The organism is Terribacillus saccharophilus (assembly GCF_000725365.1).
In the GTDB taxonomy this organism is placed as follows: Bacteria; Bacillota; Bacilli; order Bacillales; family Amphibacillaceae; genus Terribacillus; species Terribacillus saccharophilus.
Genome location: NZ_CP008876.1, coordinates 575180 through 595746, shown reverse-complemented (window position 1 = coordinate 595746; position 20567 = coordinate 575180). Strand labels below are relative to the sequence as shown.

The 20567-nt window shown below is 39.5% G+C and carries 18 protein-coding genes; 3 read left to right on the top strand and 15 right to left on the bottom strand.

The window, feature by feature from the left end:
- Positions 1-82: 82 nt before the first annotated feature.
- On the top strand, positions 83-970 hold the full coding sequence (locus GZ22_RS03120) for a LysR family transcriptional regulator (RefSeq protein ID WP_038558571.1): 888 nt from the start codon (positions 83-85) through the stop codon (positions 968-970).
- A gap of 98 nt (positions 971-1068) precedes the next feature.
- Here the strand turns inward: GZ22_RS03120 and GZ22_RS19085 are convergent, their stop codons facing one another.
- The 3 genes from GZ22_RS19085 to GZ22_RS03110 form a co-directional block, all read right to left on the bottom strand.
- A complete protein-coding gene (locus GZ22_RS19085) occupies positions 1069-1344 on the bottom strand; it encodes a GNAT family N-acetyltransferase (RefSeq protein ID WP_425427803.1) in 276 nt (91 codons plus the stop codon).
- Positions 1345-1641: 297 nt separating this feature from the next.
- Complete coding sequence (sstT, locus tag GZ22_RS03115; protein WP_038558570.1) at positions 1642-2880, bottom strand: serine/threonine transporter SstT; 1239 nt, start codon at positions 2878-2880, stop codon at positions 1642-1644.
- 159 nt (positions 2881-3039) lie between these two features.
- A complete protein-coding gene (locus tag GZ22_RS03110; protein WP_038558568.1) occupies positions 3040-4071 on the bottom strand; it encodes an SDR family oxidoreductase in 1032 nt (343 codons plus the stop codon).
- Positions 4072-4420: 349 nt separating this feature from the next.
- Here GZ22_RS03110 and GZ22_RS03105 point away from each other — a divergent pair, with 349 nt between their 5' ends.
- Positions 4421-5311, top strand: a complete 891-nt coding sequence (locus tag GZ22_RS03105) for a glycine betaine ABC transporter substrate-binding protein (protein WP_051747996.1) — start codon at positions 4421-4423, stop codon at positions 5309-5311.
- 48 nt (positions 5312-5359) lie between these two features.
- On the opposite strand, the gene rlmD (GZ22_RS03100) is transcribed toward GZ22_RS03105, so the two are convergent.
- Together rlmD (GZ22_RS03100) and GZ22_RS03095 are read right to left on the bottom strand one after the other, a co-directional pair.
- On the bottom strand, positions 5360-6763 hold the full coding sequence (gene rlmD, locus GZ22_RS03100) for a 23S rRNA (uracil(1939)-C(5))-methyltransferase RlmD (RefSeq protein WP_051747995.1): 1404 nt from the start codon (positions 6761-6763) through the stop codon (positions 5360-5362).
- Between the two features lie 170 nt (positions 6764-6933).
- Positions 6934-8469: an AbgT family transporter gene (locus GZ22_RS03095; protein WP_038558567.1), complete on the bottom strand. Its 1536-nt coding sequence runs from the start codon at positions 8467-8469 to the stop codon at positions 6934-6936.
- A 609-nt stretch (positions 8470-9078) separates the two neighbouring features.
- Between GZ22_RS03095 and GZ22_RS03090 the strand changes: the two genes are divergently transcribed.
- Positions 9079-10386 (top strand): MATE family efflux transporter, encoded by a 1308-nt coding sequence (locus GZ22_RS03090; protein ID WP_051747994.1) that lies wholly within the window; start codon positions 9079-9081, stop codon positions 10384-10386.
- A 150-nt stretch (positions 10387-10536) separates the two neighbouring features.
- Here GZ22_RS03090 and GZ22_RS18515 read toward each other — a convergent pair whose 3' ends face one another.
- The 10 genes from GZ22_RS18515 to rlmD (GZ22_RS03040) form a co-directional block, all read right to left on the bottom strand.
- Positions 10537-10707 (bottom strand): hypothetical protein, encoded by a 171-nt coding sequence (locus GZ22_RS18515; RefSeq protein WP_164072007.1) that lies wholly within the window; start codon positions 10705-10707, stop codon positions 10537-10539.
- A gap of 178 nt (positions 10708-10885) precedes the next feature.
- A complete protein-coding gene (locus GZ22_RS03085; RefSeq protein ID WP_038558564.1) occupies positions 10886-11545 on the bottom strand; it encodes a hypothetical protein in 660 nt (219 codons plus the stop codon).
- A gap of 212 nt (positions 11546-11757) precedes the next feature.
- Complete coding sequence (locus GZ22_RS03080; protein ID WP_038558562.1) at positions 11758-12105, bottom strand: SdpI family protein; 348 nt, start codon at positions 12103-12105, stop codon at positions 11758-11760.
- 153 nt (positions 12106-12258) lie between these two features.
- The gene (locus GZ22_RS03075; protein ID WP_038558561.1) at positions 12259-13242 is read right to left on the bottom strand and encodes a tRNA dihydrouridine synthase; all 984 of its coding nucleotides are present in this window, start codon (positions 13240-13242) and stop codon (positions 12259-12261) included.
- 262 nt (positions 13243-13504) lie between these two features.
- On the bottom strand, positions 13505-14182 hold the full coding sequence (locus GZ22_RS03070) for an N-acetylmannosamine-6-phosphate 2-epimerase (RefSeq protein ID WP_038558559.1): 678 nt from the start codon (positions 14180-14182) through the stop codon (positions 13505-13507).
- A gap of 992 nt (positions 14183-15174) precedes the next feature.
- Positions 15175-15525 carry a hypothetical protein gene (locus GZ22_RS03060; RefSeq protein WP_038558556.1) on the bottom strand — a complete coding sequence of 117 codons (351 nt, stop codon included), beginning with the start codon at positions 15523-15525 and terminating at the stop codon, positions 15175-15177.
- Positions 15526-17358 carry a DUF6792 domain-containing protein gene (locus GZ22_RS03055; protein WP_038565526.1) on the bottom strand — a complete coding sequence of 611 codons (1833 nt, stop codon included), beginning with the start codon at positions 17356-17358 and terminating at the stop codon, positions 15526-15528. It abuts the gene before it with no gap.
- Positions 17359-17369: 11 nt separating this feature from the next.
- Positions 17370-17984 carry a hypothetical protein gene (locus GZ22_RS03050; RefSeq protein ID WP_051747993.1) on the bottom strand — a complete coding sequence of 205 codons (615 nt, stop codon included), beginning with the start codon at positions 17982-17984 and terminating at the stop codon, positions 17370-17372.
- 291 nt (positions 17985-18275) lie between these two features.
- Positions 18276-18878, bottom strand: coding sequence for a hypothetical protein (locus tag GZ22_RS03045; protein ID WP_084160631.1), 603 nt, complete (start codon positions 18876-18878; stop codon positions 18276-18278).
- Positions 18879-19151: 273 nt separating this feature from the next.
- Entirely contained in the window at positions 19152-20537 is a 1386-nt protein-coding gene (gene rlmD / locus GZ22_RS03040) for a 23S rRNA (uracil(1939)-C(5))-methyltransferase RlmD (RefSeq protein WP_038558554.1), read from the bottom strand.
- Positions 20538-20567: the final 30 nt, after the last annotated feature.

The window sequence follows — 20567 nt, the reverse complement described above, 5'->3', positions numbered from 1 at the left end:
ACTCCATCTCTATAATGTATAATGCATAATAAATATGTTTTTAATTACTCTATGTAATACATCATAAACGGAGGCTTACAGCATGGAATGGGAACAACTCGAATACTTCCAAACACTTGCACGTGAACAGCATGTTACAAGAGCCGCTCAGATTCTATCCATCACGCAACCTGCTCTCTCCCGCTCAATTGCTCGATTGGAAAGCCAAATAGGTACACCGCTTTTTGATCGCCAAGGCAGAACAATTAAACTGAATAAGTACGGAGAACTATTATTAAAACGAGTCGATCTCATATTAAAAGAATTCCAGGAAGGAAAAGACGAAATCCAGTCTTTGCTCGATCCCGATAAAGGAGAAATCTCACTTGGATTTTTACACACACTCGGCACAACAATCGTGCCTAATATAATTGCTGCATTTAAAGAAGAATACCCGCACGTCCGTTTTCATTTGAAGCAAAACCATTCCAATTGGCTGCTCGAAAACCTGCAGTCTGGAAACCTGGATCTTTGTCTGCTTGCATCATTCCCCGGGGAATCCAGAATGGCCTGGACTCCACTATGGCAGGAGGAGCTTTTCTTGTTCTTCCCAAAAGACCATCCGTTGGCCAATCGAGAATCTATCACTTTAGAAGAAATTGCAGACGAGCCCTTTATCCTAATGGAGGAAGGTTACGCGTTACGCGTAACAATTGATAGTATCTTCGATCAGGTCGGTATTGTTCCTAAGATTATGTTTGAAGGCGAAGAAGTGACGACGATAGCCGGTTTCGTCGGAGCCGGAATGGGCATTTCCATCCTTCCTGATGTTAAAAGCTTGGATCGAACGAAAATAGCTAAGGTTCGTATAAGCTCACCAAAGTGTGAACGGACCATCGGTATCGCTAGTATGGAAGGAAAGTTTTTATCACCTATTGCCGAGAAGTTTCAGCAATATATTGTAGATCATTTTCATCGAACAGATTTTTAAATTAAAAAGAAGAAGCATGTGCAAAATCGCACGCTTCTTCTCTCAATCAATTAATGTAGCTTTCCTTCCCGAATAACAGGACCTTTCATCAGAAGCTGTCATACGAGAGAACTTGTATGGAACTTCTGAACATACTTCCTATTTTCGTGCACTTCCTCCATCTCTCCATTCGTAATATCGGAAATTATATTCCTCCAAAAAGCTTGAGCTGGTTGATTCTTTTCAATTTGAGAGATATTCCAGTATCCGTCAAAAGCTTCGAAAAGCTTTCTAGCAGCAACTTTTCCAAATCCTTTCCCTTGATAACCAGCTTGGATAAAGAATTCATGTATCGTATTTATCTCCTTACAGCTTTCTATAAGTGCAAACCCGATGATTCAGCATCCAGACAGATAAAGTAAGCGTGATGTGTTTTCTCTTCCCAGTACACACTTAACTCAAAGGGTTTATACGTGCAGTCTTTTTCTAGTTTAATCTCCGGAATGTATTTACTAAATTCATAAATTAAGGTTATGAAGCAATGTTTCCTCATTCTTCTTTACTCTCCTTATATGAACCATGTCTAATCCTCACTATTCTAGAATACTTACATAATTTAACTAATTATAACAAAGAAGCACCTCTCTTTTTCCAAAATAAAAACTGCATCTTATCTAAGATGCAGTTTTACATTATGCCGTTTGGTTTATCTTTAGTTTCTTCTCTTCTTTGCGTTTCTTCCTATATTCAGCTGATGCTGTAAAGACAACATCAGTATGAGAATTAAGCGCTGTTTCCGCTGAATCCTGCACAACACCGATGATGAAGCCCACACCTACTACTTGCATAGCTACATCAGCAGGAATTCCGAACAGACTACATGTCAGCGGAAGCAACAGTAATGATCCGCCCGCAACGCCGGAAGCACCACATGCACTAATAGCTGCAAGGACACTAAGGATAATGGCAGTTAAAATATCCACTTGGATATTAAGCGTGTGAACTGCAGCAAGAGTCAAAACCGAAATTGTCACTGCTGCACCCGCCATATTGATTGTTGCACCTAGCGGAATGGAGACAGAATACGTATCTTTATCCAAGCCAAGTTTTTCACTTAGTTTCATATTTACCGGGATATTGGCAGCAGAACTCCTTGTGAAGAATGCTGTAATCCCACTTTCCTTCAAGCACATAAGCACAAGCGGGTAAGGATTCTGCCTAGTTTGCAAAAATACGATGAGCGGATTGACAACAAGAGCTACAAAGAACATACAACCAAGTAATATTGCAAGCAGCTTTCCGTAGCTTAGCAGGGAAGACAATCCATTTTCCGAAATGGATTGGAATATAAGGCCCATGATACCTAATGGTGCAAGCTTGATCACCCAAGTAACTACTTTTGACACAGCGTCAGACAGGTTGGTAATGACCGTCTTCGTTGCATCGGATGCACTGCGAAGCGCTAAACCGAATAATATCGCCCAAGCCAGTATACCGATATAATTTGCATTCACAATGGCGTTAACCGGATTATCTACAATACTTAGCAATAAGGATTGCAGCACTTCGGTAATCCCGCCAGGAGCGGCAACATCATCTGGGCTGTTCGCCAGTGATAATTCTGTTGGGAAAAGGAAGCTCGCTACTACCCCTACTACTGCAGCAGCAAATGTACCGACAAGATACAAGACGATGATCGACTTCATATTTGTCTGCTTACCTTTTTTATGCTGTGCGATAGCTGCTGTAACTAAGAAGAGCACCAATACTGGCGCAATTGCCTTTAAAGCACCAACAAACAAAGTACCTAGAATTGTAACAGGCTTTGCAGCATCCGGAATCGTTAAAGCTAGAATGATACCAATAATAAGACCAATAATAATTTGCTGCACTAAGCTTAATCGATTCCACAGTTTCAAAGCATTTCTCATGTAAATCCCCTCACTATCTTATGCTGTACTAAGGGAGAAGTTTGTTTCGTCCACCCTAAAAGGACAACTGTCTTTATAATAAGAACAATTATAGTGTTATTTTTGAGGGATTACAAGATTAAATGTTAGATTATCATTTATTTACAGTTGGAGTTAGGTCTACTTAACTTTTAGCACTGCCCATATACAAATGCCAGCCACTATAACTCGGGGCAATACCGGATGTTTCGCCGCCTTCACAAACATACTTCGTTTTCGCTTCCATCCGAGATTCGTGCCCCGTTCATGCAATCCGTAACCGGCATGATACAAGTTACTTTCCTCTGGTAAATTTGATAGTCTTTTCTTATCGTACTGCGTCCGAGGTAGAACAAGCTCCACTACCTTATCTGTAAATCCCGGAAAATTAGTGCCAAATAATCGCATAGCCTTTGCCTGTGAACCAACATAGATATCTCTTTTCTCATTCACAGAAGCATAAAGAATTGCTTCTGCTACTACTTCTGGAGGATAGATCATTCCTTTATGAACTGGCTGATGCTTAAGATAGCTTCTGGCATGCTCGCTATAAGGAGTATCAATTCTTGCTGGATGGATTAAAGTAATTGAAACAGGTGCCTTTTCTTTTTCAAGCTCCATTCGCAAGCTCTCCGTCCATCCATGTACAGCGAACTTAGAGGCTGCATAAGTAGACAGATACGGTGTACCCACATCTCCAGACATACTGCCGACATTAATTAAGGCCCCAGGATATTCACGGTTACAGAAATGATGTACCGCCAGCCTTGAGCCATAAACGATACCCCAAAAGTTCGTAGAAAAGAGTTGTTTCATATCTTGACTACTTACATCCATGGCGTTTCCGTAAATTCCTACACCCGCATTATTCACCCACGTATCAAAGCGACCGAACACTTCTATCGCTGTTTCTGCAATTTTATTTACATCTTCTTCGATGCCGACATCCGCCCGTACATAAACAGCTTCGTGACCATTCTGCTGTAATTCTTCCGTTATCTCCTGCAGCGCCGATTCATTTCTTGCAGCCAGTACCAATTTTGCACCTTTTTTTGCTGCCATTCTGGCTGTTACTAGTCCGATTCCACTGGATGCCCCGGTAATGACGATGACTTGATCTTTTAATTTCTTCATTTTTTTTGAATTATGTACTTCTAGTTTTGCTTGGCTCATTACTCTCCAGCCTCCTTAAACTTCATCTAAAATTTAGTATGAAGCTGTTCCGCAGGAAAGATACCAGTATCAGTAACCAATTACGCATTTCAACTTAGTCATCAAGTTATCATGAGGTAGGATCGTCATTATTCAGTGCACTATCTAAGAAACCCCTCTTAGCCATTCCATCCAAATAGCACCTTAAAACGAACCATAACGGTGTATTTAGATGGATGATACAGCTTAATCCATCTAATGCTGTTATACAGCAGCAAACACCAATTTATACAGTTTTAATAGAATTTACTGTATTTTCTGTATGAGTTAACATAATACTTGTGCTTATAAAGAGAAGGGGGAAGATTTTTTGATCAAGAAGAGAATAATCGGTATCATATCAGTCTTGTCTTTTGTTTTTGTTTTAACAGGCTGCGGCAGCTCTGAAAGTAATAGCGAAGCTGCGAATTTAGGCGACGAATTAGATTATACAATTACAGGTATTGAACCAGGAGCCGGTGCAATGGGGCTTGCTGAAGATACGATAGCTGGTTATGAGAACTTAAATGACTGGGAACTTTTTGAGAGCTCCACTGCGGGCATGTTAACCGAGTTAGGTGCGGCCATTGATAATGAAGAGCCCATTGTAATAGTTGGCTGGAATCCGCACTGGATGTTTGCTTCATACGATTTAAAATACTTAGAAGATCCAAAGGGTACTATGGGAAGAGATGAAGGTATACATACAATAGTCCGAACAGGTTTAGAAGAAGATTTTCCTGAAGCCTATGAAGTTCTTGATCGTTTTAACTGGGAGATAGAAGACATGGAAGCTGTGATGAATGACGCACAAGATATGGAATTTGCGGAAGCTGCAACTAAATGGATTGACACAAACCAAGATAAAGTGAAGGAATGGACGGAAGGCGTAGATATGGTACAGGGAAAAGAGTTTGAATTAGTCGCTACTCCTTGGGATTCAGAACTAGCTTCCGGTGAAGTTATAAAGCAAGTATTAGAACAGCAAGGGTTTGAGGTAACCGTCACCCCTGTCGATCCAGCTGTTTTATTCCAATCAATTGCCCAAGGAGAAGGTGATGCTTCAGTTGCTCCTTGGCTACCAGTAACGCATGGGCCATTCTTTGAACAGTATAAGGATGATATCATTGATTTAGGTACAAATTTGACAGGTGCAAAAAATGGTATTGTTGTACCATCCTACATGGACATTGATTCAATTGAAGACTTACCAGCAAAATAACGAAAAAAGGCAGATCACTCGCTCTATGTGATCTGCCTTTTTATTAGCTTAATTTAGAGTTAGTACAGCAACGCATTCTACGTGCACTGTATGCGGAAATAAATCAACCGGCTGAACTTCCTTCAATGTATAACCGAATTCATTTAGTTCCTTAATATCGACTGCAAATGTTTCTGGATTACAGGATACATAAACGATCCGCTTAGGTTTAGATCGGCCGATCTTTCTCATTACTTTTCCGCCGGCTCCAGATCGTGGAGGATCCAACAGCAGCAAGTCCGGCGTGCCAAATTTATCTAAGACCTGATCCATTCCAAATCTAGCATTATCGGCGAGGAAATAGGTATTGGAAATACCGTTGTCGGCTGCATTACGTTTTGCAGATTCAATAGAACTTTCTACAATCTCAATGCCGGCAAGTTTTTCAACTTTGCTGGCAAAAGGAAGTGAAAAGGTTCCTACTCCACAAAACAGTTCAAGCATTGTTTCTGTTTTTTTCGGCTGTGCCATTTCAAGAGCAGTGTCAATCAGCTTCTGCGCCTGTACTGGATTGACCTGGAAAAAGGTATCAAACCAAAGACGATAACGATAGCCTCCGATTTCATCATAAATGAAATCACGTCCGGCCAATAGATGCATGTCCTCCGCTTGGATACTATCGGCCCAGTCTGTATTTACAAGCCACAATAGACTTTTCACCTTCGGGTAATTTTGTTCAATCCGTTTCTTGAGCTGCTCAACAGCCTGAGCCAAAGCTGCTTCTGGTGCTTGTGTCGCAAACACTGCCAGCATAATTTCCCCTGTAACAAATGACTGCCTTACCATCAAATGCCGAAGCAGACCCTCGTGCGTATCTTTGTTATAACCACTTAATGCTTGCTCTTTAACCCAGCTTGCAACTTCCATAGCAACTTCTTTCATGTCTTCTTCCATAATCAAACATGTCTCAAGCGGGATAATCTTACGGAAATTCCCCTGTTCATGTAATCCCATTGAACCATCTGGTGCAAAAGCAAAATCCATCTTATTACGATAATGCCAAGGATTCTCCATACCAATAGTTTCTTTCACAAGCTCCGGATCAAAACCTTGTTCTAACAGAGCATCTTTAACATGCGATGTTTTATGTTTTAACTGTCCTTCATATTGCCAGTGCTGCCATGCGCACCCGCCACATAAATCAAAATGAGGACATGGTGCAGCAACCCTTTCAGGATGTGCCTCCAAGACTTCCTCCAAAGCGGCTATGGATCTTTTCGCATGAGGCCAAGCGACTGTGGCCTGCACTTTTTCGCCTGGTAACGTCTTCGGGACAGTCAGTTTCACTTTTCGCAGCTTGTCCTGTCCTTTATCCACCCATACAACTGCCTGGCCAGCCCCTTTACTATCAAGCTGGATTATTTCTGTGTCCATGATTTTTGGATCGAGGATTACTCTCGTTGTTTTCTTCATTATTTTTCCTCCCTTCTTATGAGGAATCTATTAATCTATTCAATTAAATGAAAGGTAATTTTCTGAAATGATTCCTATACTTTTTTAACACGTTTTGCCGCAGGATGCCAGATAAAGTTTTTTACTCAAAGCATATCTTAATACTTACAAATAAAAAAAGACCCGACTCCTTAAGGAATCGGGCTATATTCGATTGGCGTACCAGGCCCTATCGGCAATCCAGTCCACATCCAAATCAGCATCATCAATACCCATCCGATTGTAAAGACGATGGAGTACGGAAGCATTGTTGAGATCAGCGTTCCAATTCCGGCCTTTTTATCATACTTCTGGGCGAAGGCAATGACGATTGCAAAGTAAGGCATCAGCGGGGAGATAATATTAGCGGTTGAGTCAGCTATTCTGTATACGAGCTGTGTGAACTCAGGTGAGTATCCGGACAGCATCATCATCGGAATAAACACAGGCGCCATGATAGCCCATTTAGCAGAGGCACTTCCGATAAACAGATCGATTAGAAAAGCGACGGCGACGAAGATTAGAATTAGAGGTATGCCTGTAAGTCCTGTGGCATCAATGAACTCTGCACCTCTTACAGCGAGGACAGTACCAAGATTCGATTCATTGAAATAAGCTACAAATTGCGCTGCCGCGAAGGCAAGGACGATGTAGGAGCCCATCGTTGCCATTGTATCCGATAATTGATTGGCAACATCTTTATCATTTTTGATCTCTTTTGTAATAAGACCGTATACAAGACCTGGAATGAAGAACACGATCAAGATGACTGGAACAAGCGTATTGAGGAATGGCGCATCGATAATACTATTTTCACCCGCGCGCAATGGTCCCCACGACGGAATTACCAGCAGAGCAATGCCCACGACAGTTATAAGGAAGGCAATCAGCGCTCCCCATAATCCTCTTTTATCTAGAGGCTTTAAGTAGTTAACCTCTCCTTGGACAGCACCTTTGTACGTACCAAGTCGTGGTTCTACAATTTTGTCAGTCACCCATGTGCCTAATATGGTAATTAGGAAAACAGAAGCGAACATAAAGTAATAATTCATTGCGTAATTCATGCCCTCGGCATATAAAGGATCGATAAGTGCTGCAGCATCTCTTGTCATACCGCCAAGTAGCGGATCAAGCGACGTGAGTAGAAGGTTTGCGCTATAGCCGCCGGATACTCCTGCAAAGGCTGCAGCTAGTCCAGCCAACGGATGTCGTCCAAGACCAGCAAACAACACTGCTCCTAGCGGCGTTAATACAACATAGCCTGCATCCGCAGCCATACTGGACATCACTCCGGCGAAAACTAAAGCTGCCGTCATCAGTGTCCGGGGAACTGACGTAACAAGGCCGCGAAGCGACGCACTAATTAATCCTGACCGTTCCGCGATCCCGATACCCAGCATCGTTACCAAAACGGTTCCAAGCGGGGCAAAATTAGTGAAGTTAATAACAGCACTCTCAAATAGATATAAGATCCCTTCCGAGTTCAGCAGGTTTTTGACCGCTATTATTTCTCCTTCATTTAGAGGGTCATCAACACTGACACCAATAGCAGAAAAAATAGCTGATAACACAACCACTGCTGCTGCAAACATGAAAAATAACGTAACTGGATGAGGAAGCTTGTTGCCGACTCGTTCAATACCATTCAAAGAACGCATGATAAAGCCATTTTTTTGCGACTGCTCCATCCCCTATACCTCCTGTTTAATTTAGTTTAAAAATTCAAACAAGTGTATAAAAATAACAACCTAAGTATAGACAAGAGTTATGGTGATTGAAATAGGCAAAAAATCCAGTTCTTGGTACCCTGTATTTACATGTAAAAGACCCAGTATAATGAAAAAACATCTCACATATACCGGGTCTATATTAGCAATAATCATTTAGTTAAAAAGAAACATACATTAGATCTTTTATCCAATACTACTATTAATTTCTTCCGCCACGAGTGTTTGATCTCGCTTTTCCTCTTCTTTGTTCATCCGGCTTCTTACCTTCGCCATTCTTTTTCTCGCGAGGTGCGTATGAGTCTTTGACCATCGAATATCCCTCCTCATTTAAACTTGTTCAGAGTTAGGATTTCCGGAAACAATTGCGTTATGCAGACATAATAAGATACGACATTTGTGCGGTTTGCTGTTCTGTGTTATAACCTAATTTATCATTTATATTATAATGGAATGAATACGCTAAAGCTTAGTATAGAGCAGTATACTGCTCACATGATATCCATCCATACATAAAGATAGGAAGTGTCAATCACTTTGGTACAACAGGATTTTACAGAAGGCCGGATAATGAAGCAACTCTTCACTTTTGCCGGACCTATCATGCTTACGAACTTATTGCAGGTTTCGTATCAATTCATCGACAGTCTCTGGGTAGGGAATCTTCTGGGTGCGAATGCGCTTGGTGCAGTAACCGTCTCCTCCACTGTACTGTTAACAGTTCTTGCATTCATAATCGGAATTAACAATACCACCTTGACAGTCTTGTCCCAGCAAAGAGGACGAGGAGATGCAAAAGGAGTAAAAGACTATTTAAATGCCTTTGTTGTCGTACTCGGATTATTATCCATATTTGTTGGTATTATCGGTTTGCTTTTCTCCCGGCAAATTGTCATCATGCTCGATACACCTGCTGAGATGGTGGATGAAGCCAAGGCCTATTTGCAAGTTAACTTTATAGGTATCCTATTTTTAATGGGATACAACTTTATCGGTACTGTCTTACGAGCTCTGGGAGATAGTAAAACTCCTTTAAAGTTTGTTTTCATCGCCGTCATTCTGAACACAATACTTGTTCCGCTATTCATCGGCTTTGACTGGGGTATCCAAGGAGCAGCTTATGCTACCGTGTTATCGCAAGCAGTCGCTTTCCTTTTAGGTTTAGGATACATACTTCGCAATAAACTTGCTCCGTTGTCTATCCCCTTCTTACCTAAAAAAGAACAAGTGTTGCTTATTTTGAAGCTCGGCATTCCGTCAGGATTACAAATGATGGTCATTTATGCTGGTGTAACAGCCATAATGAGTGTGGTCAATTCCTTCGGTGGTTCCGTTGTCGCCGGATTTGGTGCCTCTCAAAGAATTGATAGCTTGATCACCTTGCCTGCTATGGCATTGGGGACAGCTGTAAACAGTATGGCTGGTCAAAATATCGGCATCGGCCGCTGGGACAGGGTAAAAGAAATAGCGAAGTACGGAGCTCTGTTCAATCTAGCCATTATGCTTGTAATTGCCGTTCTTGTCTTCCTACTCGCAGAACCTTTAACCAGTTTGTTTATCGATGAGAAATCAGCCGTTTCATTCGGGACTGATTATTTAAAGATAATCGCATTCTTTTATCCATTTATCGGACTTAACTTTATCTTGAACGGCATTGTCCGAAGCTCAGGTGCGATGTACCAAGTACTAATTTTGAACATCTTATCCTTTTGGCTGCTCCGCTATCCGCTGACATATATCTGCTCCGCTTTTGTCGGGGAGAACGGAATTGCATTAGGAATGGGAATTAGTTTTATACTTAGCAGTATATTTTCTTTTTCTTATTATAAGTGGGGAAAATGGGATAAGAAGCAATTGTTTGCAGAGGAAAAGCAATAACCATTATTTAAAGACTATAGTATGATTTGCTGTATAATAAAAAAACAATATTATGAGGTGGTTAGCTTGAATCTTCTCACCACGTCTATTGCCATCATACTCAGCCTGTAATTGTCTATTTTTCCTTTGGGGACCTTTACAGGCTGAGCCTTATCCCGAGGAGTTGTTGGCAAGTGAAACCATATAGACAAAATAGAAGCCGTGCATATTATCGGCATCATCAAGGAAGAGCCATTCAGCGTAAAACGAAAATTGCAAAACATAACGGATGGCACGTTCCCAATACTGGTTATTTTGCAAAAGGAAAAGTGCATTGTTCATGCTGGATGTGTACCCAAAAGACGAATAGAGATGGACTCCCTCATTCGCAAGTTATTCAATTAGACCGTTTAAACAGTCAATTATGTAATTACTTTAATGACTGTGGAATTTAGTCTTTACAGAGCAGGATGATGCATTATCCTGCTCTTTTTAAATTGTAAATTAATACTTTCTTAAATTATAGTTTTCTCATCTTCTCACCAGACTTAATAATGACATTTACACCTGATGCACTACCCCCTTCAATATGGTTCTCCATATTAGAGACATCGATTTCCGTTTTTAAATTCACGATTTTTTTCTCTTTCCCACCTAAATCAACCTCATAAGGAGCTTTATTATTCATGAGGGCTACCATTGGAGCATCATCCTCAAAGTAGTAATCCTCATGAAATTCAAGAGTGAATTGAACATCTTTACTACTGTAATTTTCAAAAGATAGCCTACAGTCACCAATCAATGTTGATTTATTAACCATTTCAAAATGACAGTTACTAACCTCATCATTGTAATAAACTGCATCAACACCTTTTGCAAAAGTTTTTTGATAAGTAATGAGAATTATTGCAGGTACGAAAATAGCTATTAGTATTGCAAGTAAGAATGCGCGCATATGATACTTCTTTAATGATCTTGTAAGGAAAAATATACTGGCAATAAATATAGTAAGTGATGCTATCCCTACATAATGCCATCCATTCGCAGAACGAATTGGAAAATTAAATACTTGTGCAACTGTCTCCCCATAAGGAATTGCATGTGGAAAAGGAAAGTTCATTACTGCAGATACAATAAAAAGAAGAATGGCTATCCACAACATTTTTTTACTTTTTATCAACTGTACACCTCCAACTATTATTATATGTCTACGATAACGACACCATATCAGATTCAAATATTTGTTAATTAAGTTAAGTAGCATACGTCAATAGGAACCTCTTGTATTTTCATCAATACCTTTAGAATGTCGATAAATTAAACTATGAACAACTCTAACAAGGACACACAATGTACAAAAAGACCGGCGATCCAGAAATAAATAATTCTGGATCACCGGTCTTTTTTATTAATCATTTCTTCATCTTTCTGCTTCAAATTCCATTCAGTTAAACCATATATCGTGACTAAAGAAACAATCACCCACAGTAATTCAACAAACAAATATAACTCATTATCATAACGGAAAAACAATAACACTATCCCACCAATGACAATATGCATCACTCCTGCAAACACTAGCAACTTAGCAGCATAGGATTGCCCTAATTTCCACAAAGTTTCATTCTTCATTGATCGCTTTGTTCGATAACCTGCTATCCTGTTAATACTTCCTGATTCAGATGTTTTGAGTATAAGACTAGCCATTAAGTGACCGATACCGCATATGAGAATTAACATGTATAAGACACCTACTCTTATTAGAAATACAAAATGGCCGGTATAATTCGGTTCAATACCGATATTATACCAGCCATTTAACTACTTATTATAAACTCTAACTTTTAAGAATCACACCAGATTAGCGCCAAATTCTTTTTACCTGAAACACTTCTACTGCTCTTCCACCTCAACAAGATACTTTCTCTCAAACTCATCAAGCAGTGCACGCACTTCATCCGTTGACTTCGTGTTCATGCATTGATTTCTTAATTCACTTGCTCCTCTGAATCCACGAAGATAAATTTTAAAGAAACGTGGAAGAGGCTTGTACGCACGCGCTTCTGTTTTCGAATGTTCATCATGGAGGTCCAAATGAAGTCTCAAAAGATCAAGCAATTCCTTACTGCTATGCTCTTTCGGCTCCTTTTCGAAGGCAAAAGGATTTTTAAAAATACCGCGACCAATCATAACTCCGTCAACACCGTACTGTTCAGCGAGTTTCAAGCCAGTTTCACGGTCTGGAATATCCCCATTGATTGTCAAAAGTGTATCTGGTGCTATCTCATCACGAAGTTTCTTGATCTCCGGAATCAATTCCCAATGCGCATCTACTTTACTCATTTCTGCTCTCGTTCGCAGATGAATAGAAAGATTAGCAATATCCTGCTTCAATACATGTGTCAGCCAGTCGCGATATTCATCTATATCTGTGTAACCAAGTCTTGTCTTCACGCTTACTGGCAATCCGCCTGCTTTTGCAGCTTGAATCAGTTCCGCAGCAACCTCTGGACGACAAATAAGGCCGCTTCCCTTTCCATTTCCTGCAACATTAGGTACAGGGCATCCCATATTGATATCTAGACCCTTAAATCCCATCTCTGCCATACCAATACTCATCTCACGAAAGTTATCAGGCTTGTCTCCCCATATATGAGCAACCATTGGCTGTTCATCTTCAGTGAAAGTCAAACGACCACGTACACTGTCCTTTCCATCTGGATGACAGTAACTTTCCGAGTTTGTAAACTCCGTAAAGAACACATCAGGTCTACCAGCTTTACTCACTACATGACGGAATACAACATCCGTCACATCTTCCATCGGTGCTAATACAAAAAATGGTCGTGGTAAATCACGCCAGAAATTATCTTTCATATATAAAATCCTCTCATTATAATTACCAGATCTAATATTATTAAAAGAGCAAACTGCCTCTGTTTCTTTTAGCTTATAACATGCTTAAGCATTACATATAAAATACAGTTAAAATTACAACATTTTATTTTACTATTATCCAGGAAAAAGTGCAAAGAAAACTGAATAATAGATAGATGCACGCAAAAGACCTGGAAAACGGAGATAATTATCTTACCGAAATCCAGGTCTTTATTTCAAATATATATGTACACTTAAGCCTTCAATTTAATGTCTCTACAAACCGTTCGGTAATCTGCTGCGGTCTGGTAATCGCACCACCGACCACAACTGAATACGCACCAAGTTGCAAACAGCGTTTAGCCATTTCAGGTGTTATGACATTGCCTTCAGCAATGACAGGAATACTAACACTCTCAATTACTTCTTTTAAAAACTCAAAATCGTTTTCATAAAGCTTCTTATTCTTTGTTTCCTCCGTATAGCCATACAATGTAGTCGACACACAATCAAAGCCAAGCTGATCAGCTTGTATAGCATCCTCTAAAATAGCAATGTCCGCCATTAATTGTATCGATGGATTCTTTTCTCGAACATACCGTACTAATTCTTCTAATTCAACGCCCTCAGGTCTTCTTCTTTCTGTAGCATCCATAGCGATCATTTCACATCCGCTTTCCAGCAGCTCATCGATCTCTTGATATGTCGGGGTGATGTATACGGAGGAATCTTTATAATCACGCTTCACTATTCCGACGACTGGCAGTTTCACTTCTTTTTTTATTTCTAAGATGTCTGCTTTAGAATTTGCCCGTATACCTTTTGCTCCACCTTGCTTTGCAGCTAATGCCATTTTGGACATGATGAATGAACTATGCAGGGGTTCTTCTGGTAAGGATTGACAGGATACGATTAAATTATTTTTGACTTTGTTTAGCATTTTGGCTTTCCTCCTGATCCATTTATTATGGTGCATTGCAATGGGCGACTTGGATACATATTAGTATAACGAAATAAAGAACTGACATTTCTCTTATTGAAATAGTTTATCTTTTATACATTATCTCTCTCTCAATATACGTAACAATTGTAACCCGTCGGATGGATAATTCCCTAAAGAACCAGACCAACGAGGATAAGGAAAAGGCATAACTGATCCAGCAAAAACAATTATATTACAGAGTATTGCCCCATTTATAAGAGGATGTATAGCTATTTGAGAAACCTCCTGTTTTAGAAATATAAGTAAGCAAATAAGTAGAAAAGACATTATTGGACCACCTGCTAAGGCGATAATTCTTTGTCGTTTATTTAGATTACCATCCCAACTACAAAAACCAATGAAAGCCCAATGAATATGAAAATGCAGCCTTCCTATACTAAAATTTCGTTTATTCTCTTCATTAGAACGTCCTAAATAGATTCTAGCATGAGATTTAGACGATAATATAACCGCAATACCATGTCCAAATTCGTGTAATAACAAGCATACAGGCGGTACAAAAACGTAGAATAGTAGGAAAGATATTATTGCGCCAACCCCCTAATTAATGAGATTTGTCCTAAATTATAACATAAAAGAAAATTCAAAATTCATAAGGATATCCTAGTTTGTTAATAGGAAAATATAATTAAGTAGCTGAAAATTACTCTTGGCAAAGATTTTTGTCTATTGAGACAAGTTATTATTGGTAGCCAAATAAATGTAAAATTCCGTATTTTTTCGAACAATTTCCAACCAAAGAAGACTAAGCATATTTGATATGTTTACAAGCACATTAAGCTGGGCTACGAAGGCTGAAAAGGTTATAAAGGTTAAGAATATAGTTGAGGGCAGGGTAAACTGATAGATGTGGCAGGAAGCAAATGGTGATTATTACGGCTGGAAAACGACAACAAATATTTTCAACACAAAAAAGGCTTTGCCTCTTTTTAGAGCGCAAAGTCTTTTTCTCCTGTGAGATCCTCATAGGTCACGGAAAGACGCTGTTCCTTTATTTCTTCCACTTGCTCATTAAAGGAGTTGACAGCTTTATTTATCTTTTCGAACACATCTTTAAAAAGTTCCTCGCTGTGATCCTTGCGCTGATTCGTCTCTTTTTTCATTGCTTCGATGATTTTCCCTTTTTGATCTTCTCCAACGATGATATTGTTGACTAATGTATAAAACTCATCATCGTTACCTTGGATGTCTTCCACAAGTTTTCGCAAGGTTTGCTTTTTATACGTATAATCTTCATTCGGAAGCAACTGCTCTGTGACAGTGAATGTGAACTGCGGCATCTATATCCTCCTCGATAAATCGAATAATTGCGACAGTTGTTCTTCTTCTTCAAACAAGTCCTGTATGGATTTACGGTAATTCTCGATATAAACATATCCCGTTTCGACTGTTTTAGTAAGCTCTGCCAGCTGTTCTTCAAAATCATTATTCTCAAGCGGCGGGAAGATCTCATGTACAGATATCTTCTTCATCTCTTTCATAAACGTTGGATAATAGCCATGCTTACTCAGCAGAAATTTGTAAGTACCCGGACTGCCTTCCATTTGATCAATTTCGTCCCGTACTTTTCGTTCTTCATCTTTGTAAGACTTATCCAATTCATCATGAATGGTCTGTTCCAGTTCACTGATCTTTGCTGCTTTTGCCTCTAAGATGGGGAGAGATTGCTGATACATGCGGAGTGCCGCGGAGATATTAACTTGAATAGGCTCGCCTTCGCCTTTTGTTGCAGTGTACACCATATCGGTGCCTAAGTAGCCTTTCTTGCCGTCTGACATGACAGAAAGCAATTCAGAGATGCTGTGACTGTCTGTAATGGCACTCAGATTGTCCAGAATACCGCTTTCTTTTATTCGATCAACACTCTCCATAATAACTTTTACATGATCAAAGTAAATTTTTAATCCCGCCCCTATGTCTCCGCCGAATACAGCGTTGGGGTTTCCTGAATCACGGATATTTACATTTCTCCCGATAGTCTCGTTTATTTCTTGCAGTTCTTGTTCGATTATTGCTATCTCCTCAATCATGACATCTTTCTGTTTCTTCGTTATATATTCTGCTTCATATAAGCTACCGAAGATTTCCTCCGAATTTTCTGTTATGGGCGTTAACTTATCCAAAAGGGTAGGGACCTTTTCTTCTAAGGATCTAATCATGGTATCTATTTCTGATGAATGAGTGAAATAAAAGCCTGCCCCGCTCCAGAAACCGTCGATACCCTCGAATTCCTTTAAATCCACTCCTAATAATGCTTCAACCCCACCGTTTGTACCACCCTTCTCAGACCCTACAGCAAAATCAATTGCCAGATCCTGAAAATTCTTTACTACATCATCGGGGATTTCTTCCATCAATTCACGTAGACCTGGTGTATCAGGATTGGTATCCATCATCGTCACATTGCCTAAGGTAAAGAAGCCGCGAACCGCGCTTGCTGCGTAGAGCGGATCGTCTTTTGAGATGATTTGGTGGATGTTTTTTTCTTTATCCTGATAGTATTGCATTGCGAAGTCATTTAATCTCTGAGGTTGTATATCGTAAATCTCTTGGTTATTCCTAATATTGAACTCGCTTCGAACTGCGTAGTTAAATTTACTATCAACTTGAAACAATTCATAATAATTCGGCTGTGCCCCATTTATACTAAATACTTCATCAAATGTATCAAAAGCTAAATAAGATACAGTATTATTATTGTGACCTAAGGAATGTGATAACCCATATGTTTTAATATCATTAACTTGAAAATGTTCTTTCGCTTCAATCACAAATTCGTTTGCTGCCTCAGCTTGCTCTGCTGTTTGACCTGCCAGCATAGATTTAAGATTATATAACCAATCTTCTCCACCTTGAGTTCCTTGAGATATCACGTATAGCTCTTCTTGTCCGTCATTACTTATTTTAATAGCTGTGCCATCATAGTAGGATTTATCTATAGATTTACTTTTGGCGTCTGAAGAATGAAAGATATCTATTTTTCCTTCAAATAGTTTGCCTGTTTCTTCGAGATACATCTGCCGTATCTTATTTTCCAACTCCTCCGGTCCCAAGTCTCCATACTCTATATCAATTAATCTGGCTTTAATTTCAGGAGATTCTAAAAAATGCATACCCAATACAATCACTCACTTTCTTCAATTGTAGAAAATTGTATTGATTTAATCATATCCATAATTGATTCTCGCTGGGTGTCTTTTGCTTTCAAACATTGATTCTCATTTAAGTCTTCTCTGCAATCAATGTCACTAAATATTGTAATACCTTGATTATTATTTTCGTTCCATATAAGGGTAGCTATAACGCTAAAAGGACCACTCTCATATTCTGCAACTTCTAGGTGTTGGTTTTTGAAATCTGTATTAATTTCTTCAAACTCTAATTTTTGACCTGAACTGTTTCTCATTCGTTCTCTACTGTTTTCAGGGTCGGACATATAATTAATATAATCTATTCTATGATTCACAAAAGCTTCTTTTCGCTCATCAGTTTGAGACATTGATATAAACTCACTATTATTTTCCGGTCCCACATTGTAACTTCTTTTATCAATAGTAAAATCCTCTGGGAAAGACATCGTAAAACTTTCCGTCCCGGATCTAAAAGGATAATATCCGCTTTTAACAGGATCCACAGATTGTAAAAACTCACTCGTAAATTCATCTTGAAATGCCGGTACATCTGGCAGTTCATTCGCATTCATCTCAGATGGATACACCGAATTATTTTCATTACTCATACCGCACCCTCCTACAATTAATGTTATTAAGATTAGTACGATGAACGTTTTCAGTCTCATCTAGCCTTACCTCCAATAATGGATAGCTATAGTCCCTCAAAGTATACAAAAATGAGTTATTAAATCCTAGTTGTTTAGATTAATTTTCCAAAAACGCTTCTTTAGGCGCAGGTATAAAATGCCCGCTATCTTTTTACAATAAATATAGAAGCCGATCTATTTTAAAAATCTTACAAATCTCCCTTCTGCAAAATTTAGCAGCAGCGCAGGATTTACCGAACATTTCAAGTTTCACATAAACACAATTGATTTCAGCATTACGATTGCTTTTTGTTTTTGCTCTTCTTTTGATTGTAAGCATAGATCCTTTTCTACGTTTTCTTTGCAGTTAACCGTTGTATGGATTACAATCATCCTTCCATCTTCTGACCAAATAATCGGCGCTAATACTAGAAGCGCTTCGTCCTCATACTCTGCTATCTCCAAAAGCTGGTTCTCGTGAGGAGATTCAATTTCCTTAAATTCCAGCACCCTACCTGAACTCTTCATCATCTGTTCCTTGCTGTGCTCTACGCTTAAATAAGAATTGTAATAATTAATTCGCATATTAATAAATGCTTTTCTGTTTTTAATAGATTCACTAGGATATTGAATTACAATAGTCTCACTTCTATTTTCAGGAGCAATATTGTAACTTCTTTCTCCAATAATCATATCCTCAGGAAAGTCCATATTAAAACCCTTAGAACCAGATTCTAATGAATAATAACCTTCTTTTGTTTGTTCCGTGGAGCTTAAGAAATCACGTGTAAATTCATCTTGTAATGCCGGTACATCTGGCAGTTCATTGGCATTCATCTCAGATGGTGACACCGAATTATTTTCATTACTCATACCGCACCCTCCTACAATTAATGTTATTAAGATTAGTACGATGAACGTTTTCAGTCTCATCTAGCCTTACCTCCAATAATGGATAGCTATAGTCTAAAAGTATACAAAAATGAGTTAATAAAACCCAGCTGTTTAGATTAATGAAGAGAATATCGAGAAAATCCAGTAAGGAAAAGAGCTGCACACGAAAATGACCTGGAAATCGGAATTGTTTATTTTACCGAAATCCAGGTCTTATTAGGAAAAGTTTATTTTTACTGAGAAATGTTTATTTTAGTTAGACACCTTCAACTCAATCTCCGCCACACACTCAATATGGCCAGTCTGAGGGAACATATCAACAGGCTGTACTTGCTTCGTCTCAAAACCACCGTCTTCAAGGTAGCGTAGGTCACGAGCGAGCGTGCTTGGGTTACAACTTACATAAACAATACGTTTTGGCTTCATGTCGATCATAGCTTGAAGCAGATCTTCTTCACAGCCTTTACGTGGCGGGTCGACGACGATAACGTCAGGGTTGAGGCCTTGTGCTTTCCACCATGGCATCACTTCTTCAGCTTTGCCGACGTAGAATTCAGCGTTGTCCATGTGGTTAAGCTTGGCGTTCATTTTAGCGTCAGATACTGCTTGCGGCACAATTTCAACACCGTAAACTTTCTTTGCTTTCTGTGCAAGGAATAGTGAGATCGTACCGATTCCAGAGTAAGCGTCGATAACAGTTTCATTACCGCTCAAGTTGGCATATGCCAGTGCTTGGTCGTACAATACTTTCGTTTGTGCAGGATTAACTTGGTAGAAAGATTGTGCTGAAATGGCGAATTTAATATCTCCGATTGTATCGTAGATGTATTCTTCTCCCCATAGAAGCTTTGTTTTACGGCCAAGAATTACGTTCGTGCGTTCCTTATTAATGTTCTGCACGATAGACTTGATTTGCGGGTACGTCTCATGTAATTCAGCCACGAGTTCTTTTGCATATGGCAGTTCATTCATGCGAGTGACGAGCACAATCATCGTCTCGTTAGTCTGTTGGCCAGTACGGACCATGATGTGGCGCAGGTCACCGCGATGCGTTTCTTCATTGTATGCAGAGATACCAAGACGGCTGGCGATGCGACGAACAGCCTCTACCATTCGGTCATTCACTTCATCTTGAATAACACAAGTTTCCATGTCATCAATGATGTCATGACTACGTTTACGATAAAATCCGGTAATCATTTCGCCATTGCGTTCTGCTGTCGGAATTTGAATTTTGTTTCGGTAGCGCCATGGATCGTCCATACCAAGTGCCGGATGTACTGGTACATGCTCCAGATGACCGATTTTCTTCATCGCGTTTTGTACTTGCTTTTGTTTCATCTCTAACTGCAGCTGGTAGCTCATATGTTGAAGCTGGCATCCGCCGCATTGGATGTAAACATTGCATGGTGGTTCTACTCGAGCTGGACTTGGCTTGGTTATTTCCATAAGCTTTCCGAAGCCAAAGTTTTTCTTTGTCTTGATTACTTTCACTTGTGCTGTTTCACCTGGCAGTGCATATGGTACAAACAATGGATAGCCGTCTACTTTACCGACACCGTCTCCATCATGCGTCAGGTCTTCGAAGGTCAGTTCAATTGTTTGGTTCTTTTCAACTGGTGGCGCTAATTTTGCCATTTTCATCGTCCTTTTTGTTTTTGCTTTCAA